This is a genomic window from Serratia sp. JSRIV006, assembly GCF_019968685.1.
GTDB lineage: Bacteria > Pseudomonadota > Gammaproteobacteria > Enterobacterales > Enterobacteriaceae > Chania > Chania fonticola_B.
In genome coordinates this window covers 1,590,908-1,607,378 of the sequence record NZ_CP074137.1, presented here as the reverse complement: position 1 = coordinate 1,607,378, position 16,471 = coordinate 1,590,908, and the positions used below count along the sequence as shown (strand labels likewise).

Below are 16,471 nucleotides of genomic sequence, written 5' to 3'. Positions count from 1 at the left end.
GGAGGCTTTGTGCGACATCGTATTCTGACGTTGTTGCTGGGGTTGGCGGTGCTTGTCACCGCCGGCTGCGGTTTTCATCTGCGCGGCACCGCGCAGGTGCCCACAGAATTGCATACGCTGATCCTGGATAGCTATGATCCCTTTGGCCCACTAACCCGTGCCGTGCGCGAGCAATTGCGTCTAAGCGGGGCTACCGTGGTCAAATACGATCCGGCCCACAAGGAAGTCCCGTCACTGCGCATCGTCAATTCGACGCAGAGTCAGGATACGGTTTCGATCTTCCAGGACGGTAAAACGGCCGAATTTCAATTGGTGATGACGGTTCAGGCCCAGGTATTGATCCCAGGGCATGATATCTACCCGATCAACGTCAAAGTCTTCCGCTCTTTCTTTGATAACCCGTTAACCGCCTTGGCCAAAGACGCCGAGCAGGACATCATTATGCAGGAAATGCGTGAGCAGGCTGCCCAGCAAATTCTGCGCAAGATGCTGGCGGTGCACGCAGCGGTGCAAGAAACGCAAAAAAAAGCCGCTATCGCTGGTGAAAAAGCGGCCAGTGCCCCAGCACAATGATCCGTCTTTATCCTGAACAACTTGCCGCGCAGCTCCGAGAGGGGCTGCGCGCTTGTTATTTATTGAGCGGTAATGAACCCTTGTTGCTGCAGGAAAGCCAGGATCTGATCCGCCAGGCTGCCCAACAGCAACAGTTCACCGAGCACTACAGCATTTCCCTGGATGTTCATACCGACTGGGATGCCATCTTCAGTATCTGCCAAGCCATGAGCCTGTTTGCCAGCCGGCAAACCCTGTTGCTGATTTTCCCCGAGAACGGCCCAACGGCCCCGATCGGCGAGCAACTGGTCAAGCTGTCCGCTTTGCTGCATGACGATATCCTGTTGGTACTGCGCGGCCCACGCCTGACCAAAGCCCAGGAGAACAGCGCCTGGTTCAAGGCTCTCAGCGCCAATGGCGTCATGGTCAGTTGCCAAACGCCGGAACAGGCACAGCTGCCGCGTTGGGTTGCCCAGCGAGCCAAATCCATGCAGCTGGATCTCGATGACGCAGCCAATCAACTGCTGTGTTACTGCTATGAAGGCAACCTGCTGGCACTATCGCAGGCGTTGGAACGACTTTCGCTGCTGCATCCCGATGGTAAACTGACGTTGCCCCGCGTAGAGCAGGCGGTAAACGATGCAGCCCACTTCAGCCCGTTCCATTGGCTGGATGCCGTGCTGGCAGGCAAGAGCAAACGTGCCTGGCATATCCTGCGGCAACTCCAGCAAGAGGATGTCGAGCCGGTGATCTTGCTGCGTACCCTGCAACGGGAACTGCTGATGCTGCTGAACCTTCAACGCCGCATGGCGCACACCCCACTGCGTACGCTATTCGATCAGCTCAAGGTCTGGCAGAACCGCCGTAGCCTGATTACTCAGGCTCTACAACGCCTTTCGGGTGAACAATTGCGGCAGGCAGTGCACCTGTTGGCGCAAATTGAGCTCACCCTCAAGAAAGACTACGGCCAGTCGGTTTGGCCGGAGCTGGAAACCCTGTCGATGCTGCTCTGCGGCAAACCTCTGGCCACGAGTGTCACCGATGCCTACTAGCCCGCAACAGCCACATACCCTGCACGCCTTTTTCGGTGGCACCTTTGACCCAATCCACTACGGCCATTTGCGCCCAGTGGTGGCCTTGGCTAAAGAAGTCGGCCTTGATAAGGTCACGTTGTTGCCCAACCATGTGCCTCCCCATCGGCCACAGCCGGAAGCCAACGCGCAGCAGCGGCTAGCCATGGTTGAGCTGGCCATCGCAGGTACCCCGTTATTTGCCGTGGACGATCGTGAATTGCACCGCACCACCGCGTCCTACACCATCGAGACTTTCGAAACGATTCGTAAAGAACGTGGCGCCGCAGCGCCTCTGGCGTTTATTATTGGCCAGGACTCGCTGCTGAGCCTGCACAAATGGCATCGCTGGCAAGACCTGTTGCACTTCTGCCACCTGTTGGTGCTGGCGCGCCCGGGTTATAACCAGCAGATGGATACGCCAGAACTGCAACGCTGGCTGGAACAGCACCAAATCACCGATGCCGCCCTGCTCAGCCGCCAGCCGCACGGGTTTATCTACCTGGCAGATACCCCTTTACTGGAGATATCCGCCACCGAGATACGCCAGCGCCGTCACCAAGGCATCAGCTGTGACGATTTACTGCCGCGCCCGGTGCAGCGTTATATCGAGTTACAGGGTTTATATCGATAGGCCGCATGCTATACTGCGCCGCTATTTTTCAGGTATCCGCTGAAAACCCCAAGGATCTTGGCTAGCTGGGCAAAACCAGCAGGCTTTCAGCGGCATCCTGCCGAAACCATCACGATTCAGGCCAGTGACTTTGGGCAGTTGCCCTCAGCTTCCTGATGAACAGAACAACCCGAGGGGGAACCTTTGCAAGGTAAAGCGCTCCAAGATTTCGTTATCGATAAAATTGATGACATGAAAGGCCAGGATATTGTCGCTCTAGATGTTCAGGGCAAATCCAGCATCACCGACTGCATGATCATCTGTACCGGCACTTCAAGCCGCCATGTGATGTCGATTGCCGAACACGTCGTGCAAGAAGCCCGCGATGCCGGTATGGAACTGTATGGCATGAAAGGCCAGGCCGTTTCCGATTGGGTAGTGGTCGATCTGGGCGAAGTGATTGTGCACGTGATGCAGGAAGAAAGTCGCCAATTGTACGAACTGGAAAAGCTCTGGGGTTAAGCGGTGAAACTGCAATTGGTTGCAGTCGGCACCAAAATGCCCGACTGGGTGCAGACCGGCTTTATGGATTACCTGCATCGCTTTCCGAAAGATATGCCGTTTGAACTGACCGAGATCCCGGCGGGCAAACGCGGCAAGAATGCGGATATCAAACGCATTCTGGAAAAAGAAGGCGAGCAGATGCTGGCAGCGGTGGGCAAAGGTAACCGCATCGTTACGTTGGATATCCCTGGCACCCCGTGGGAAACGCCCCAGTTGGCACAACAGCTCGAGCGCTGGAAACAGGATGGCCGCAACGTCAGCCTGTTGATTGGCGGCCCTGAGGGGCTGGCTCCGGCCTGTAAAGCCGCCGCTGAGCAAAGCTGGTCGCTTTCCCCGTTAACGTTACCGCATCCTTTAGTGCGTGTTTTGGTGGCAGAGAGCCTCTACCGCGCCTGGAGTATTACTACAAATCATCCTTACCACCGGGAGTAACCGGTGGTGACAGTAACAGAGTGAAAAAAAGCAGCGGGATGAAAATAGAACGTAACCCTTTTCGCGACTATACGGCCGAGTCCGCCCTGTTTGTACGCCGCGCCGTGGTGGCGTTTTTTATCATTCTGGTGCTGACAGGCATCCTGATTGCCAATCTGTATAATCTGCAAATCGTGCGTTTTGAAGATTACCGCACCCGCTCCAATGAAAACCGCATCAAGCTGCTGCCTATCGCCCCCAGCCGCGGCATAATTTACGATCGTAACGGAACCCCGCTGGCGCTTAACCGCACCATTTACCAGTTGGAACTGATGCCGGAGAAGGTGGACGATCTAAAAGCCACGCTGGAGGCCTTACGCCCGGTAGTCGATCTCACCGACGACGATATCGCCAACTTTGAAAAAGAACGCAAGCGCTCGCGCCGTTTCGTCTCGATCCCGGTGAAAACCCCACTGACCGAAGTGCAGGTGGCCCGTTTTGCCGTCAATCAATTCCGCTTCCCCGGCGCGGAAGTCAAAGGCTATCAACGCCGCTATTATCCTTATGGGTCTGCCCTCACCCACGTGATCGGTTACGTGTCGAAAATTAATGACCGCGACCTCGAGCGCCTGGACAAAGACGGCCAGCTACGCAACTATGCCGCCACCCATGATATCGGCAAGCTGGGTATCGAACGCTATTATGAAGATGTCCTGCATGGCAAAACCGGCTATGAGGAGGTTGAAGTCAACAACCGTGGCCGGGTGATCCGCCAATTGCATGAGCAACCCCCTTCCGCCGGTAAAGACGTTTATCTGACGCTGGATCTCAACCTGCAACGCTATATCGAGCAGTTGCTGGTGGGTAGCCGTGCCGCCGTCGTGGTCAGCGATCCGCGCACCGGGGGAATTTTGGCGATGGTTTCCAACCCTAGCTACGATCCCAACCTGTTTGTTGATGGTATCTCCAACAAGGATTATCAGGGGCTGCTCAACGATCCGAACCGCCCGCTGATCAACCGTGCCACCCAAGGGGTGTACCCTCCGGCCTCCACGGTTAAACCCTATATTGCCGTTTCCGCCCTAAGTGCCGGGGTGATCACCAAAAATACCGTCGTGTTCGATCCGGGCTGGTGGCAATTGCCAGGGTCAGAGAAACGCTTCCGCGACTGGAAAAAATGGGGCCATGGCCGCCTCAACGTCACCAAAGCGCTGGAGGAATCTGCGGATACCTATTTCTATCAGGTAGCGTACGACATGGGGATCGATCGCCTATCCACCTGGCTGACCAAATTCGGCTACGGCGAATATACCGGTATCGATCTTTCCGAAGAGCGTTCCGGCCTGATGCCAACCCGCGACTGGAAATTCAAACGTTACAAGAAACCGTGGTATCAGGGCGACACCATTCCGGTGGGCATCGGCCAGGGCTACTGGACCGCTACGCCAATCCAGATGGCCAAGGCGCTGAACACCCTGATTAACGACGGCAACGTCAAAGATCCGCATCTGCTGCAAAGTACCAAGATCAACGGCGTATTGGTGCCGTTCAAGCAAAAAGAGAGCAAGCAGATCGGCGATATCCATTCAGGCTTCTGGGAAATAGCCAAAGACGGCATGTACGGCGTTGCCAACCGGCCTAACGGCACGGCGCGCAAGTTCTTTGACAAGACACCGTATAAAGCCGCGGCAAAATCGGGTACCGCGCAGGTATTCGGCTATGAAACCTATAACGCCCACAAACTCGCTGAACACCTGCGGGACCATAAATTGATGACCGCCTTTGCGCCCTACGATAACCCAACGGTTTCGGTGGCCATCATTTTGGAGAACGGCGGTTCAGGCCCGGCGGTAGGTACCATTACCCGCCAAATCCTCGACCACATCCTGTTGGGCGACAACAATACGCAATTACCGGATGCAGTACCGCTGCCGCCAGGTATAGAAGGTGATTAAGGTAGAACATGACTGAAAGCCAACAAAAGGGCTCTATCTGGACCAAAATCCATATCGACCCGACATTTCTGCTGTTTATTCTGGCCTTGCTGATCTACAGCGCCGTGGTGATGTGGAGTGCCAGCGGCCAGGATATGGGCATGATGGAGCGCAAAATCGGCCAGATCCTGATGGGGCTGATCGTGATGGGCGTGATGGCGCAAATCCCGCCGCGGGTTTATGAAAGCTGGGCACCCTACCTGTATATTTTCTGCGTGATATTGCTGATCCTGGTGGATGCCTTTGGCCAAATCAGTAAAGGGGCGCAGCGCTGGCTGGATCTGGGCTTTGTGCGTTTCCAGCCTTCGGAAATCGCCAAGATCGCCGTGCCACTGATGGTGGCACGCTTTATGAACCGTGACGTGTGCCCGCCTTCGCTGAAGAATACCGGCATCGCGCTAGTGCTGATCTTCCTGCCCACTTTGCTGGTTGCCGCACAGCCCGATCTGGGCACCTCGATCCTGATCGCCGCCTCTGGCCTGTTTGTGCTATTCCTGTCGGGAATGAGCTGGAAGCTGATCGCTGTGGCTGCCGTAGCGCTGGCCGCCTTTATCCCGGTGTTGTGGTTCTTCCTGATGCACGGCTATCAGCGTGACCGCGTGATGATGCTGCTCGATCCGGAAAGCGATCCGTTAGGGGCCGGTTACCATATTATTCAGTCGAAAATCGCCATCGGCTCTGGTGGCCTATCGGGTAAAGGCTGGCTGCACGGCACTCAGTCTCAGCTGGAATTCCTGCCGGAACGCCATACCGACTTTATCTTCGCGGTGTTGGCGGAAGAACTTGGCCTGATCGGCGTACTGGTGCTGCTGGTGCTGTATCTGCTGGTGATTATCCGCGGGTTGATGATTGCCGCCCGGGCACAGACCACCTTTGGCCGCGTAATGGTCGGTGGGCTGATGCTGATCCTGTTTGTCTATGTGTTTGTTAACATTGGTATGGTCAGTGGCATTTTACCGGTAGTTGGCGTACCTTTGCCTTTGGTCAGTTACGGGGGGTCGGCGCTGATCGTACTCATGGCTGGGTTCGGCATCGTGATGTCGATCCACACGCATCGGAAAATGTTGTCTAAAAATCTATAAGAGGTGTGCAATGCGTAAGGAATGGCTTTGGGTCGGCGCGGTTGCTGCTGCGGTATTACTTTCCGCCTGTACCACGACGGAAGAAACACAGGCTCCGGTGCAACAAGCCTACAACGGGCCGGTGACCGAAATCGGCGGCGTGGAGCCTCACTATGAACCCTATAACCCTGGTACCCTGCAGGATTATAAGGTTAATGGCGACACTTATCGTATCGTGCAAGATCCGCAGAACTTCTCGCAAACCGGCCTGGCGGCCTGGTACGGTGAAGAGGCCAACGGCAACACTACCGCCATTGGTGAGCGGTTCGATCCCAATGCGCTGACCGCTGCACATCCCACCTTGCCTATTCCTAGCTATGTACGCGTCACTAACCTGGCCAATGGTCGTCAACTGGTGGTACGCGTGAACGATCGCGGCCCTTATACTTCTGGCCGGATTATCGATCTGTCCAAAGCTGCCGCCGATCGCCTCAACCTGTCCAGCAACACCAAGGTGAAGGTCGACTTTATCAAGGTTGCTCCAGACGGCACGTTGAGCGGCCCTGGTACCGTGGGTACCGTCGTCGCCAAACAGAGCTACGCCCTGCCTCCACGCCCGGATCTCAGTTCCGGCAGCGGTATGGATGCACCGATGCAGCAATCAGCACCGATTGCCGCCCCTGCCGCTCAAACGATTGACAACGGCAGCATGAACTACAACGACAACAGCACTACCCCTGCCGCCTCCACTGGTCGTAGCGGTGGTTTCCTTGGTGCGCCGCAGCCGTTAGCCCCTGGCGTATTGGAAGGGACAGAACCCCAACCGGTCATCAGCGCGCCAACTGCAACCCCGGTTGTGGCCACCGCAGCCGCAGCCAGTACCAGCGGTAGCTATGTCGTACAAGTAGGTGCCCTGAGTAATGCCGAGCGTGCGCAAAGCTGGCAACAACAGCTGAGCCAGCAGTTTGGCGTTCCTGGTAAGGTCGCCGCCAACGGCGCCGTCTACCGCGTGCAGCTTGGCCCGTTCAGCAATCGTCAACAGGCCGCACAGCTGCAACAGCGTCTGGCCAGTGAGGCACAACAACAGTCCTTTATCACTGCCGCACCCTAGTCGTGAAACTCGGCAGGCCGATGCCGCCGACAGCAGGTCGTTGACTTATCTGAAACATTTTCTTTCAGGTAAATCTGTGTAAACCCCCTACTGTCGGCCGAATGGCTAATGCCTGCCGGGGCCCCGTCTGCTATAGTGTGACTCGTTTTTTAACTTAACTTTTACGGATGTTGTAGTCCCGATCATGAAACAGGTAACCTCTTTTCGCTTAATCAAAAGCCTCACGCTTGGCACTGCCATCGCGCTCAGCGCAGCGTCAGTTGCCCACGCAGACGACGTTAATATTAAAACCATGATCCCAGGTGTGCCGCAGATTGATGCCGAGGCCTACATCCTGATTGATTACAACTCCGGTAAAGTGTTGGCGGAATCGAACGCCGACGCACGCCGCGACCCTGCCAGCCTGACCAAAATGATGACCAGCTACGTCATCGGCCAGGCGCTGAAATCCGGCAAGATTGGCCAGGACGATCTGGTCACCGTGGGTCAGGATGCCTGGGCTACCGGCAACCCGGTGTTCAAAGGTTCCTCACTGATGTTCCTCAAGCCGGGGGACCGCGTACCGGTCTCCAAGCTGACTCGTGGTATCAACCTGCAATCCGGTAACGATGCCTGTGTCGCCATGGCGGACTACGTCGCAGGTAGCCAGGATGCGTTCGTGAACCTGATGAATACCTACGTCAAACAGCTCGGCCTGCAAAACACCCACTTCCAAACCGTGCACGGCCTGGATGCGGAAGGTCAGTTCAGCTCGGCGCGTGATATGGCGTTGATCGGCCAGGCGCTGATCCGCGATGTGCCAGACGAATACGCTATCTATAAAGAAAAAGAGTTCACCTTCAACAATATCCGTCAGATGAACCGTAACGGTCTGCTGTGGGATACCAGCCTGAACGTCGATGGGATTAAAACCGGCCACACCAATTCGGCGGGTTATAACCTGGTAGCTTCAGCGACGGAAGGCCAGATGCGTCTGATCTCCGCCGTGCTGGGTGGCCGTACCTATAAAGGCCGCGAAACCGAGAGCAAAAAACTGCTGACCTGGGGCTTCCGCTTCTTTGAAACCGTCGCACCACTGAAAGCAGGCAAAGAGTTCGCTTCTGAACCCGTTTGGTTCGGCGATGCCGATCGCGTTGAGCTGGGCGTAGACAAAGATGCCTACCTGACCATCCCACGCGGCCGGATGAAAGATTTGAAAGCCAGCTATGTGCTGAACACCCCGGAAATTCATGCTCCGCTGGCCAAAAACCAGGTCGTTGGTACCATCAATTTCCAGCTGGATGGCAAAACCATCGATCAGCGCCCGCTGGTGGTGCTGAACGAAGTGAAAGAAGGTGGCTTCTTTGGCCGCATCGTGGATTATATCCGCCTGATGTTCCATCACTGGTTCGGTTAACCCTTGAATCGGCTGAGTTCGGCCCCATATAACAATTAACACTAACTCCCGCCCCGGCGGGAGTTATAATTTAGAGATCCGCCACAGCTGGAGCGCACCTACATGCAAAAGACTAAACTGAACGAACTGCTCGAATTCCCTTGTACCTTTACCTACAAGGTAATGGGTCTGGCACACCCCGAGCTGGTAGACCAGGTGGTTGAAGTGGTGCAACGCCATGCTCCAGGGGATTACAACCCTCAGGTCAAACCGAGCAGCAAAGGCAACTACCACTCCGTTTCCATCACCATCACCGCCACCCATATCGATCAGGTGGAAACGTTATATGAAGAGTTGGGCAATATTGAAATTGTCCGTATGGTGCTGTAATTACAGCATAACTCCCTGCCAGCCAACCTGGTTCAGCGCCACCGCTGTCCGGGTTGCTCTGGTTCGCCAGGGATAAATGCTGGTCGCGGGCCAGAGCGCCCGGTATAATGTTTTTACCACTTCTGTAACCTGACGATGCCCCGCTTGCAACACAATAAGATCATTCTCCGTCAGCTAGGGTTGCAGCCCTATGAGCCTGTATCCCAAGCCATGCACAGCTTCACCAATCACCGCGACGAATCCACGCTCGATGAATTGTGGCTGGTGCAGCATCAAGCCGTGTTCACCCAAGGGCAGGCCGGTAAGGCAGAACATCTGCTGATGCCAGGCGATATCCCGGTGATCCAGAGCGATCGCGGCGGCCAGGTCACCTATCATGGCCCCGGCCAGCAGGTGATGTACGTGATGGTGGATCTGAAGCGCAACAAGGTGGGTGTTCGCCAACTCGTCACGGCCTTGGAAGAGACCGTTATCAATACCCTCGCCCATTTCAAGATCGAATCACGCGCGCGCCCGGATGCGCCCGGCGTGTACGTGGGTGAACAAAAGATTTGTTCATTAGGCTTGCGGATCCGCAAAGGTAGCTCATTTCATGGCCTGGCCCTGAATGTCGCTATGGATCTCACCCCTTTCCAACGCATCAACCCCTGCGGTTATGCCGGAATGCAGATGACACAAGTCAGCGCGCTGGCACCAGGTGTCGGGATCGCCGATGTGCATCCCATTCTGGTACAGGAATTTGTACATTTACTCGGCTACCAGACGGTCGAGCTTCGTAACTGGAACCTGCACGATTATGAGTAAACCGATTCAGATGGAACGCGGCGTCAAATACCGCGATGCAGACAAAATGGCGTTGATCCCGGTAAAAACGGTCATCACCGAGCGCCAGGAATTGTTACGCAAACCCGAGTGGATGAAGATCAAGCTCCCTGCCGACTCTACGCGCATTCAAGGCATCAAGGCCGCGATGCGCAAAAATGGCCTGCATTCGGTCTGCGAAGAGGCGTCATGCCCCAACCTGTCTGAGTGCTTTAACCACGGTACCGCCACCTTCATGATCCTGGGGGCCATCTGTACCCGTCGTTGCCCATTCTGCGACGTGGCCCATGGCCGCCCGGTGGCTCCCGATGCCAACGAGCCGGAAAAGCTGGGGCAAACCATTGCCGACATGGCACTGCGCTATGTGGTGATCACCTCGGTTGACCGTGACGATTTACGTGACGGTGGCGCGCAGCACTTTGCCGACTGCATTACCGCCATCAGAGCCAAAAGCCCGAACATCAAGATCGAAACCCTGGTGCCAGACTTCCGTGGCCGTATGGATCGTGCGCTGGAAATCCTTACCGCCACGCCACCAGACGTGTTTAACCACAACCTGGAAAACGTGCCGCGTGTTTATCGCCAGGTACGTCCCGGGGCTAATTACGAGTGGTCATTGAAGTTGCTGGAGCGCTTTAAGGAAGCTCACCCCTCGATCCCGACCAAATCCGGCCTGATGGTGGGTTTGGGTGAAACCAACGCGGAAATCGTGGAAGTGATGCGCGATCTGCGCCGTCATGGCGTAACCATGCTGACGCTGGGGCAGTATCTGCAACCAAGCCGTCACCATCTGCCAGTGCAGCGCTATGTCAGCCCGGCGGAGTTTGACGAAATGAAAGAAGAAGCGATGGCAATGGGCTTTACCCATGCTGCCTGCGGCCCGTTTGTGCGCTCGTCCTATCATGCGGACTTGCAGGCCAAAGGCTTGGAAGTGAAGTAACCGCGGTAATCTTTTGTTACGCTTCCCCCGCGATTAACGCCAAAAAACGGATGTCCTTGCGGGCATCCGTTTTTTATGGCTCAACAGCAGGGGCGCTTAAACGTCTTTCTTTTCGACGCTCTGCTGCGCGGTAGGCGTTTCAGCCGTATTCTGTGCAGGAGGGGTGTCATCGCCCACCGCTTTTTTAAAGCCTTTCAGCGCAGCACCCAGATCCGCGCCCAGAGTACGCAGTTTGCTGGTGCCGAACAGCAAGACGATCAACACCGCAATGACCAGCAGCTTGGTAATACTGATACCTTCCATATTCACCTTCTTTATTCATTTATGGCTGCAGGACGCAGCGCTGGAACAAACTTTGTCTATGGGTATTTAGCGACTTTATTTCGGCTATAACAACAACCAGTTGTAACAAGGTGAGATCTACCCAAGATGTTCTATGCTTAGATTATAGGGCATATTCTTAGCTATTCGCTTTTTTCCGGCTCCAGGCCGGCTGCATAATTCATCACAGGGATACATGGGATGCCAACAGCTCTATCGGCTATTAACACCCGGCGTGCGGGCCTCAACTTCGCCAGGCGCCTCTACCTGCCACGTATTGTCGGCCTGGGGATTGGTTTCTTGTGCGTACTGACGGCGCTCTATCCAGTTCATCAGCCGGTTGGCGTGTGGATCTTGCTGGCAGTGAATGGCTTTATCTGGCCACATGTCGCTTATCAATGGTCTATCCGCAGCGAAGCCCCCTACGCCACCGAGATCCGCAACCTGCTCATCGATGCACTGCTAGGTGGGATGTGGGTTGCCATCATGGGTTTCAATGCGCTCCCCGCCGTGGTGATCCTGTCGATGATGGGGATGAATAATATCGCTTCCGGTGGGCCGTCTCTGTATTTCAAAGGCCTGATAGCGCAAATTATCGGGGCGCTGGTGACCAGTGCGATACTGGGCTTCCCCTTTACGCCACAATCCACACCGCTGCAGGTTTATCTGTGTCTGCCGATGATCTTCATCTACCCAGTCTTCCTGGGTTATGTGACCTACCAAACCGCCAAGCGGCTGGCAGAAAAGCAACAGGAGTTATTGCGCATCAGCACGCGTGATGGCTTGACCGGCGTGTTTAACCGCCGCCATTGGGAACACCTGCTGCACAATGAGTTTGATAGCTGCCGGCGCTATAATCATCCGGCTACGCTGATCCTGATGGATATTGACCATTTCAAAGCCATCAACGACACCTTCGGCCATGGGCTGGGGGATGAGGCGCTGATCGTTCTGGCGGAAGAATTGGTGTTAGGGCTTCGGGCGATGGATATCGTGGGGCGCTACGGCGGTGATGAGTTTGGCGCGGTGTTGCCAAATACCAGTGCCGAACAGGCCAGCCTGGCGCTCCACCGCATTCAGGAGCGCCTGAACGAGGTCGTCTTCCGTGAAGCCCCTGGGTTAAAGCTGAATATCAGCGCCGGGGTCGCCGATTACCAGCCCGAGATGCCCGGCTACCAGGAATGGTTGAAGGCCGCCGATACCGCACTGTATCGGGCAAAAAATAATGGCCGCAACCGGCAGGAACTCGCCGTACATCAATGCTAGCCCACTAGTTTATTAAGTTGATAGCTTAATGACTTGATAAATTGGTTGGAGAAATGGCGTCGAGAAATAGCGTAACAGGTGTGCGGTGTTAACTGCGGTTATTGAAGTGAGTCATTCCTGTCTGGCTGAAGCTACTACAAAACCACAGCGACAAGGTGTAAAATCTGCCCCGCGCGATTGTTTCGCGCCAACAAACGGAGATGACATTCCTCCATAACCGCCTTTCACAGGCTGATGATGTCTACGTAACCTCTCAGAGAGGTGCGTAGGCGCTTGCCTGAACCTTTCTGAGCATCTTCCATCTTTAGATAGGGTTTATCACCATGTGGAGTTCTTTACTGGCTGTATTTATTGGCGGTGGTTTGGGTAGCGTCTTGCGCTGGGCAGTGAGCCTTAAGCTCAACCCTGTACATCCTCATATTCCCTTGGGCACTTTGACCGTAAACCTGGTGGGGGGGTTTATCATCGGGCTGGCCTTGGCGTTGTTTATCCGTATGACACACATTGACCCAGTTTGGAAACTGCTGATCACTACCGGCTTTTGCGGCGGGTTGACTACCTTCTCTACCTTCTCGCTTGAAGTGGTTTATCTGTTGCAGGACGGGCGCGTTGTCTGGGCCATCACCAATATGCTGCTCAACCTGGCGGGTTCGCTGGCGATGACGCTGTTGGCCTTTATGCTGGTCAGAGCGTTCTACGGCCAATGAACACTCGGGGCTTAATGTTTTCTTAATCTGCCATCGGGATAATCCTCGCTCAGTAACCTGTGCTGAGTGAGGAATTGAATGTTTACCCTGCCAAAAACCACTACTGAATGGATTGTCACCCTGACGTGCGTGCTGATCGTCCTGGCCTTCATCAAGGTTTACCTGTTCTCTTAACCTCCCTGGCCTGAAAAAAAAGCATAAAAAACCCGCTCATGGAGCGGGTTTTAACAATTTTGGCTACTGTAGCTTAGATAGCGATAACGTTAGCAGCAGATGGCCCTTTGGCACCGTTCGTGATTTCAAATTCTACACGCTGGCCTTCAGCAAGAGTTTTGAAACCATTGCTAGCGATGGCAGAGAAGTGAACGAAAACGTCCTTGCTACCATCTTCAGGAGTAATGAAACCGAAACCTTTAGATTCATTAAACCACTTAACGCTACCTTTAATCTTAGACATCAAACTTACCTTTAACGTGAATGTAAGACACAAAATGTGTGTCCAATACAGTACAGCAATTAGACGGGATTTTGTCCACAACACAGATCACATAAAATCGATAAAAAGTGAAAAAGTCGGTTATTTACCCTGTAAATTGATGTCCGCGGTTACCAGAGACGGCCAAGGCAGCCCAATCAGCCAAAAAACCGTTGAGAGACCGATTAAACACCTATGTGGCCCATTGTTGCCCCTGAACCCGCCGTTTTTAGGTTTTCGTCTTGCTGATGAAACACCGTCCCCCCTGTCACTGCAAGGCATTACGCGTTATCATTAGCGCTGTTACGAACGACCTGATGAGAATGACCATGAACGGCAAGATAACGACTTTTTTTGAAGACAAAGGCTTCGGTTTTATCACCGACGAGAACGGGGAAAATCGTTATTTTCACGTGATTAAAGTGCAAAACCCAGAGCTGATTAAGAAAAACGCGCTGGTAACCTTTGAGCCAACCAACAATACCAAAGGGCCATCGGCCTATGCGGTAAAGGTACAAGCACCAAGCAAGTACATCACCATCGCCAACGAGAGAATCAAAATCTCCAGCATCAAGTCCTTCGATACCTTCACCAAAGAAGTGCCGGTCAAGGTGGAGGTCGATAAAGAGAACACCGTGTTGTCCGTTGGGTTGCTGATGAACCGTATCCGTCCGCAAGTCGCCGAAGCGCCACAAACCGCCACGGAAACGCTGCGTATGCTCTCAATCACCACCTTCCAGAACGCGACTCACGTCTTCTCTGAGCATGAAATCGATATCGATGAAACCGTGCAGGCGTTGAAGACCCTATAGCCCCTGAAAACATTGGAAGCTATTTAATAGCACCTGTGTTAGCGTGGGTTTTCACCTGACACAGGTACGCGATATGTCTGAATCCACCAGCGTTAAAGGTTACAATAACCGCACCACTCAAATTGCCTGCCCAAAGTGTGCTTATGTTACCGAACAGCAATGTTCAAAACTGCGTAAACTCAGCACCTTGATTTGCCCTAACTGCGGCACGCAATTCGCACCAAAACAGGGCTGAAACGCTATTTGAATATGACATGGTTGAGGCTGTTGCCGCTGACCATGTTAAACGATTCGACGCAGTTACGGCCCTGGGACTTGGCACGATAAAGCGCAATGTCGGCCATATTCATCAGCTGTTCCAGTGATTTATCCTCATTCATTGCCAAACTCGCCACGCCCACACTAATCGTGATCCGCAATGGCGCCTTGCCGTTGGGGTTCAGTTCGGCGCTTTCTATCCGCCGGCGCAAATGTTCCCCTAAGGCCACGGCCTGCGTCCCCAGCGCCCGCGGCAGCATAATGGCAAACTCTTCGCCCCCCAGACGGCCAAATAACTGGTCGTGGCGCAGTTCACGCCGCAAAATATGAGCGAATGCCGCCAGGACGTGGTCACCGATGGCATGACCATGGGTATCATTGATCAATTTAAAGTGATCGATATCGATTAACAGCAACGACACCGCCTCTTTCGTACGCTGCTTCTGTTCCAGCATTTCCTTGCCTTTGCGCGTTAAAGCACTACGCGCCAGAGTCCCGGTAAGGAAGTCGTGATTCGCACTGTGTTCCAGCCGGCGCAGCAGTTTACGGCTAACGGCAATCGAGCTGGACAAAATCAGCGGCCCCATCACCAGCATGGCGATGCCCAAACGGGCTGACATCAGGCTGTCCATCACCGCCCCTCGCGCTCCCGGCGTTTCATACAGCATCAGATTGGCAGAAATGCTGACAATCTCCGTCACGCCGGTAAGAAACGTCAGCAAGGTGACGGTAAATAAATGATAACGCACGGCACACCATAACAGTGCAGGGATGGGGAAGGCTATGGCGCCCGGTCCACCGATATACACGCTAAGCGCCAATGAAAGCAACAACGCCAGCAAAGGCAGGCTGGAGCGCAATTGCCAGCCAAATTGCAGGCTCAGCAATTGTTTTAAGCGTGGGGCGGCAAGCACGACCGGCAGGATTAACAGGTTGGTCGAGAACTGTTCGCTAAACCAGGACATCCAGGCAATGATCAGCGTATTGTTGTATTGACTGTCAGTGCGTAACACCGACAGCGTTGCCGACAGCGCGGCCCCAAGCAGACAGGCAGTAAACATATACAAAATTGCCTGGGGCTTGCCCATACGCCGTTGAGACTTGGGCAGCATCGACATCACGGCATAGCCGGTGGCAATCAGCGCCATATTGCAGGCATTTAGCCAAAGTGCCAATGGCCAGTTTTCGCCGGTGCTGAGATCGGCAGCGATCATGCCAAGATAGGTACCTATCCACCCCAACATCGTCGCATAGCCAGGCTTACGCAGCATCAAGCCAAGCAAAATAGCATTCACCGGCCAAAACAGGGAGAGTGACCCTAACGGACGGGTGAAAATACCAAACAAGGAAAGCAGGTAAGCCAATAAAAATACATTGACCAGCAGAACCGTCGCTGGCAAACGCTGTCTTTCTGCGCTCATGAAATAACCTGCGAGGCAATAATAACAACACTGACTATAAGCATGCTTTCTTTCCCCAAAAAAGTCACAACGAACCACAACGCCCATTAAAATGGTCAATTAAATCAATCAAAAACCTTATCTTGTCTTATTAGCTTAATTCGCCGCTGAAAATTTAAAATCCTGTTCGCCAGACTCATCCCTTTAACGAAAGCGATTGTTAACAGCATAGTCTAAATTGTTAACGCTATTGAAATAACAAACTATGAGAAATTATAAGGGTATAAGGTTAAGACTCTTCTTACTTATGGGTTATTTTCCTGCAACGC

General features: G+C 54.0%; 19 protein-coding genes and 1 riboswitch. Of the genes, 16 read left to right on the top strand and 3 right to left on the bottom strand.

The window, feature by feature from the left end:
• Window positions 1-9: 9 nt before the first annotated feature.
• The 12 genes from lptE to lipA all read left to right on the top strand — a co-directional run bounded on the left by lptE (window position 10) and on the right by lipA (window position 10,903).
• Window positions 10-573: an LPS assembly lipoprotein LptE gene (gene lptE / locus KGP16_RS07415; RefSeq protein WP_223499097.1), complete on the top strand. Its 564-nt coding sequence runs from the start codon at window positions 10-12 to the stop codon at window positions 571-573.
• The gene (holA, locus tag KGP16_RS07410) at window positions 570-1,604 is read left to right on the top strand and encodes a DNA polymerase III subunit delta (protein WP_223499096.1); all 1,035 of its coding nucleotides are present in this window, start codon (window positions 570-572) and stop codon (window positions 1,602-1,604) included. Before lptE ends, holA begins: the two co-directional genes overlap by 4 nt.
• Window positions 1,594-2,256, top strand: coding sequence for a nicotinate-nucleotide adenylyltransferase (gene nadD / locus KGP16_RS07405; RefSeq protein WP_223499095.1), 663 nt, complete (start codon window positions 1,594-1,596; stop codon window positions 2,254-2,256). Before holA ends, nadD begins: the two co-directional genes overlap by 11 nt.
• Before the next feature lie 183 nt (window positions 2,257-2,439).
• Window positions 2,440-2,757, top strand: coding sequence for a ribosome silencing factor (rsfS, locus tag KGP16_RS07400; protein WP_021180005.1), 318 nt, complete (start codon window positions 2,440-2,442; stop codon window positions 2,755-2,757).
• Between the two features lie 3 nt (window positions 2,758-2,760).
• The gene (rlmH, locus tag KGP16_RS07395) at window positions 2,761-3,231 is read left to right on the top strand and encodes a 23S rRNA (pseudouridine(1915)-N(3))-methyltransferase RlmH (protein WP_004949595.1); all 471 of its coding nucleotides are present in this window, start codon (window positions 2,761-2,763) and stop codon (window positions 3,229-3,231) included.
• A gap of 38 nt (window positions 3,232-3,269) precedes the next feature.
• On the top strand, window positions 3,270-5,165 hold the full coding sequence (gene mrdA / locus KGP16_RS07390; protein ID WP_037375141.1) for a peptidoglycan DD-transpeptidase MrdA: 1,896 nt from the start codon (window positions 3,270-3,272) through the stop codon (window positions 5,163-5,165).
• A gap of 8 nt (window positions 5,166-5,173) precedes the next feature.
• On the top strand, window positions 5,174-6,286 hold the full coding sequence (gene mrdB, locus KGP16_RS07385; protein WP_021805334.1) for a peptidoglycan glycosyltransferase MrdB: 1,113 nt from the start codon (window positions 5,174-5,176) through the stop codon (window positions 6,284-6,286).
• 10 nt (window positions 6,287-6,296) lie between these two features.
• Complete coding sequence (gene rlpA / locus KGP16_RS07380; RefSeq protein ID WP_179248219.1) at window positions 6,297-7,376, top strand: endolytic peptidoglycan transglycosylase RlpA; 1,080 nt, start codon at window positions 6,297-6,299, stop codon at window positions 7,374-7,376.
• Window positions 7,377-7,560: 184 nt separating this feature from the next.
• Entirely contained in the window at window positions 7,561-8,772 is a 1,212-nt protein-coding gene (gene dacA, locus KGP16_RS07375; RefSeq protein ID WP_021805336.1) for a D-alanyl-D-alanine carboxypeptidase DacA, read from the top strand.
• A 102-nt stretch (window positions 8,773-8,874) separates the two neighbouring features.
• On the top strand, window positions 8,875-9,141 hold the full coding sequence (gene ybeD, locus KGP16_RS07370; RefSeq protein WP_021180010.1) for a DUF493 family protein YbeD: 267 nt from the start codon (window positions 8,875-8,877) through the stop codon (window positions 9,139-9,141).
• A 135-nt stretch (window positions 9,142-9,276) separates the two neighbouring features.
• A complete protein-coding gene (gene lipB, locus KGP16_RS07365; protein WP_037375143.1) occupies window positions 9,277-9,945 on the top strand; it encodes a lipoyl(octanoyl) transferase LipB in 669 nt (222 codons plus the stop codon).
• The gene (lipA, locus tag KGP16_RS07360; protein ID WP_021805338.1) at window positions 9,938-10,903 is read left to right on the top strand and encodes a lipoyl synthase; all 966 of its coding nucleotides are present in this window, start codon (window positions 9,938-9,940) and stop codon (window positions 10,901-10,903) included. The genes lipB and lipA overlap by 8 nt, the downstream gene beginning before the upstream one ends.
• A 96-nt stretch (window positions 10,904-10,999) precedes the next feature.
• Here the strand turns inward: lipA and tatA are convergent, their stop codons facing one another.
• Window positions 11,000-11,206 (bottom strand): Sec-independent protein translocase subunit TatA, encoded by a 207-nt coding sequence (gene tatA, locus KGP16_RS07355; protein ID WP_021180013.1) that lies wholly within the window; start codon window positions 11,204-11,206, stop codon window positions 11,000-11,002.
• Between the two features lie 219 nt (window positions 11,207-11,425).
• Here tatA and adrA point away from each other — a divergent pair, with 219 nt between their 5' ends.
• Both adrA and crcB read left to right on the top strand, forming a co-directional pair.
• On the top strand, window positions 11,426-12,490 hold the full coding sequence (gene adrA / locus KGP16_RS07350) for a diguanylate cyclase AdrA (RefSeq protein ID WP_021805339.1): 1,065 nt from the start codon (window positions 11,426-11,428) through the stop codon (window positions 12,488-12,490).
• A 187-nt stretch (window positions 12,491-12,677) separates the two neighbouring features.
• A riboswitch (Fluoride riboswitch) is annotated at window positions 12,678-12,741 on the top strand.
• Window positions 12,742-12,813: 72 nt separating this feature from the next.
• Window positions 12,814-13,197: a fluoride efflux transporter CrcB gene (crcB, locus tag KGP16_RS07345; RefSeq protein ID WP_021805340.1), complete on the top strand. Its 384-nt coding sequence runs from the start codon at window positions 12,814-12,816 to the stop codon at window positions 13,195-13,197.
• A gap of 247 nt (window positions 13,198-13,444) precedes the next feature.
• Here crcB and cspE read toward each other — a convergent pair whose 3' ends face one another.
• Window positions 13,445-13,654 (bottom strand): transcription antiterminator/RNA stability regulator CspE, encoded by a 210-nt coding sequence (gene cspE / locus KGP16_RS07340; RefSeq protein ID WP_002210315.1) that lies wholly within the window; start codon window positions 13,652-13,654, stop codon window positions 13,445-13,447.
• A 347-nt stretch (window positions 13,655-14,001) separates the two neighbouring features.
• On the opposite strand from cspE, the gene KGP16_RS07335 reads away from it, so the two are divergent.
• Window positions 14,002-14,484 carry a cold-shock protein gene (locus KGP16_RS07335; RefSeq protein WP_021180015.1) on the top strand — a complete coding sequence of 161 codons (483 nt, stop codon included), beginning with the start codon at window positions 14,002-14,004 and terminating at the stop codon, window positions 14,482-14,484.
• Between the two features lie 73 nt (window positions 14,485-14,557).
• Window positions 14,558-14,719, top strand: a complete 162-nt coding sequence (locus tag KGP16_RS07330; protein WP_021180016.1) for a YnfU family zinc-binding protein — start codon at window positions 14,558-14,560, stop codon at window positions 14,717-14,719.
• A 4-nt stretch (window positions 14,720-14,723) separates the two neighbouring features.
• Here the strand turns inward: KGP16_RS07330 and KGP16_RS07325 are convergent, their stop codons facing one another.
• Window positions 14,724-16,163, bottom strand: coding sequence for a GGDEF domain-containing protein (locus KGP16_RS07325; protein ID WP_021805341.1), 1,440 nt, complete (start codon window positions 16,161-16,163; stop codon window positions 14,724-14,726).
• Window positions 16,164-16,471 lie beyond the last annotated feature (308 nt).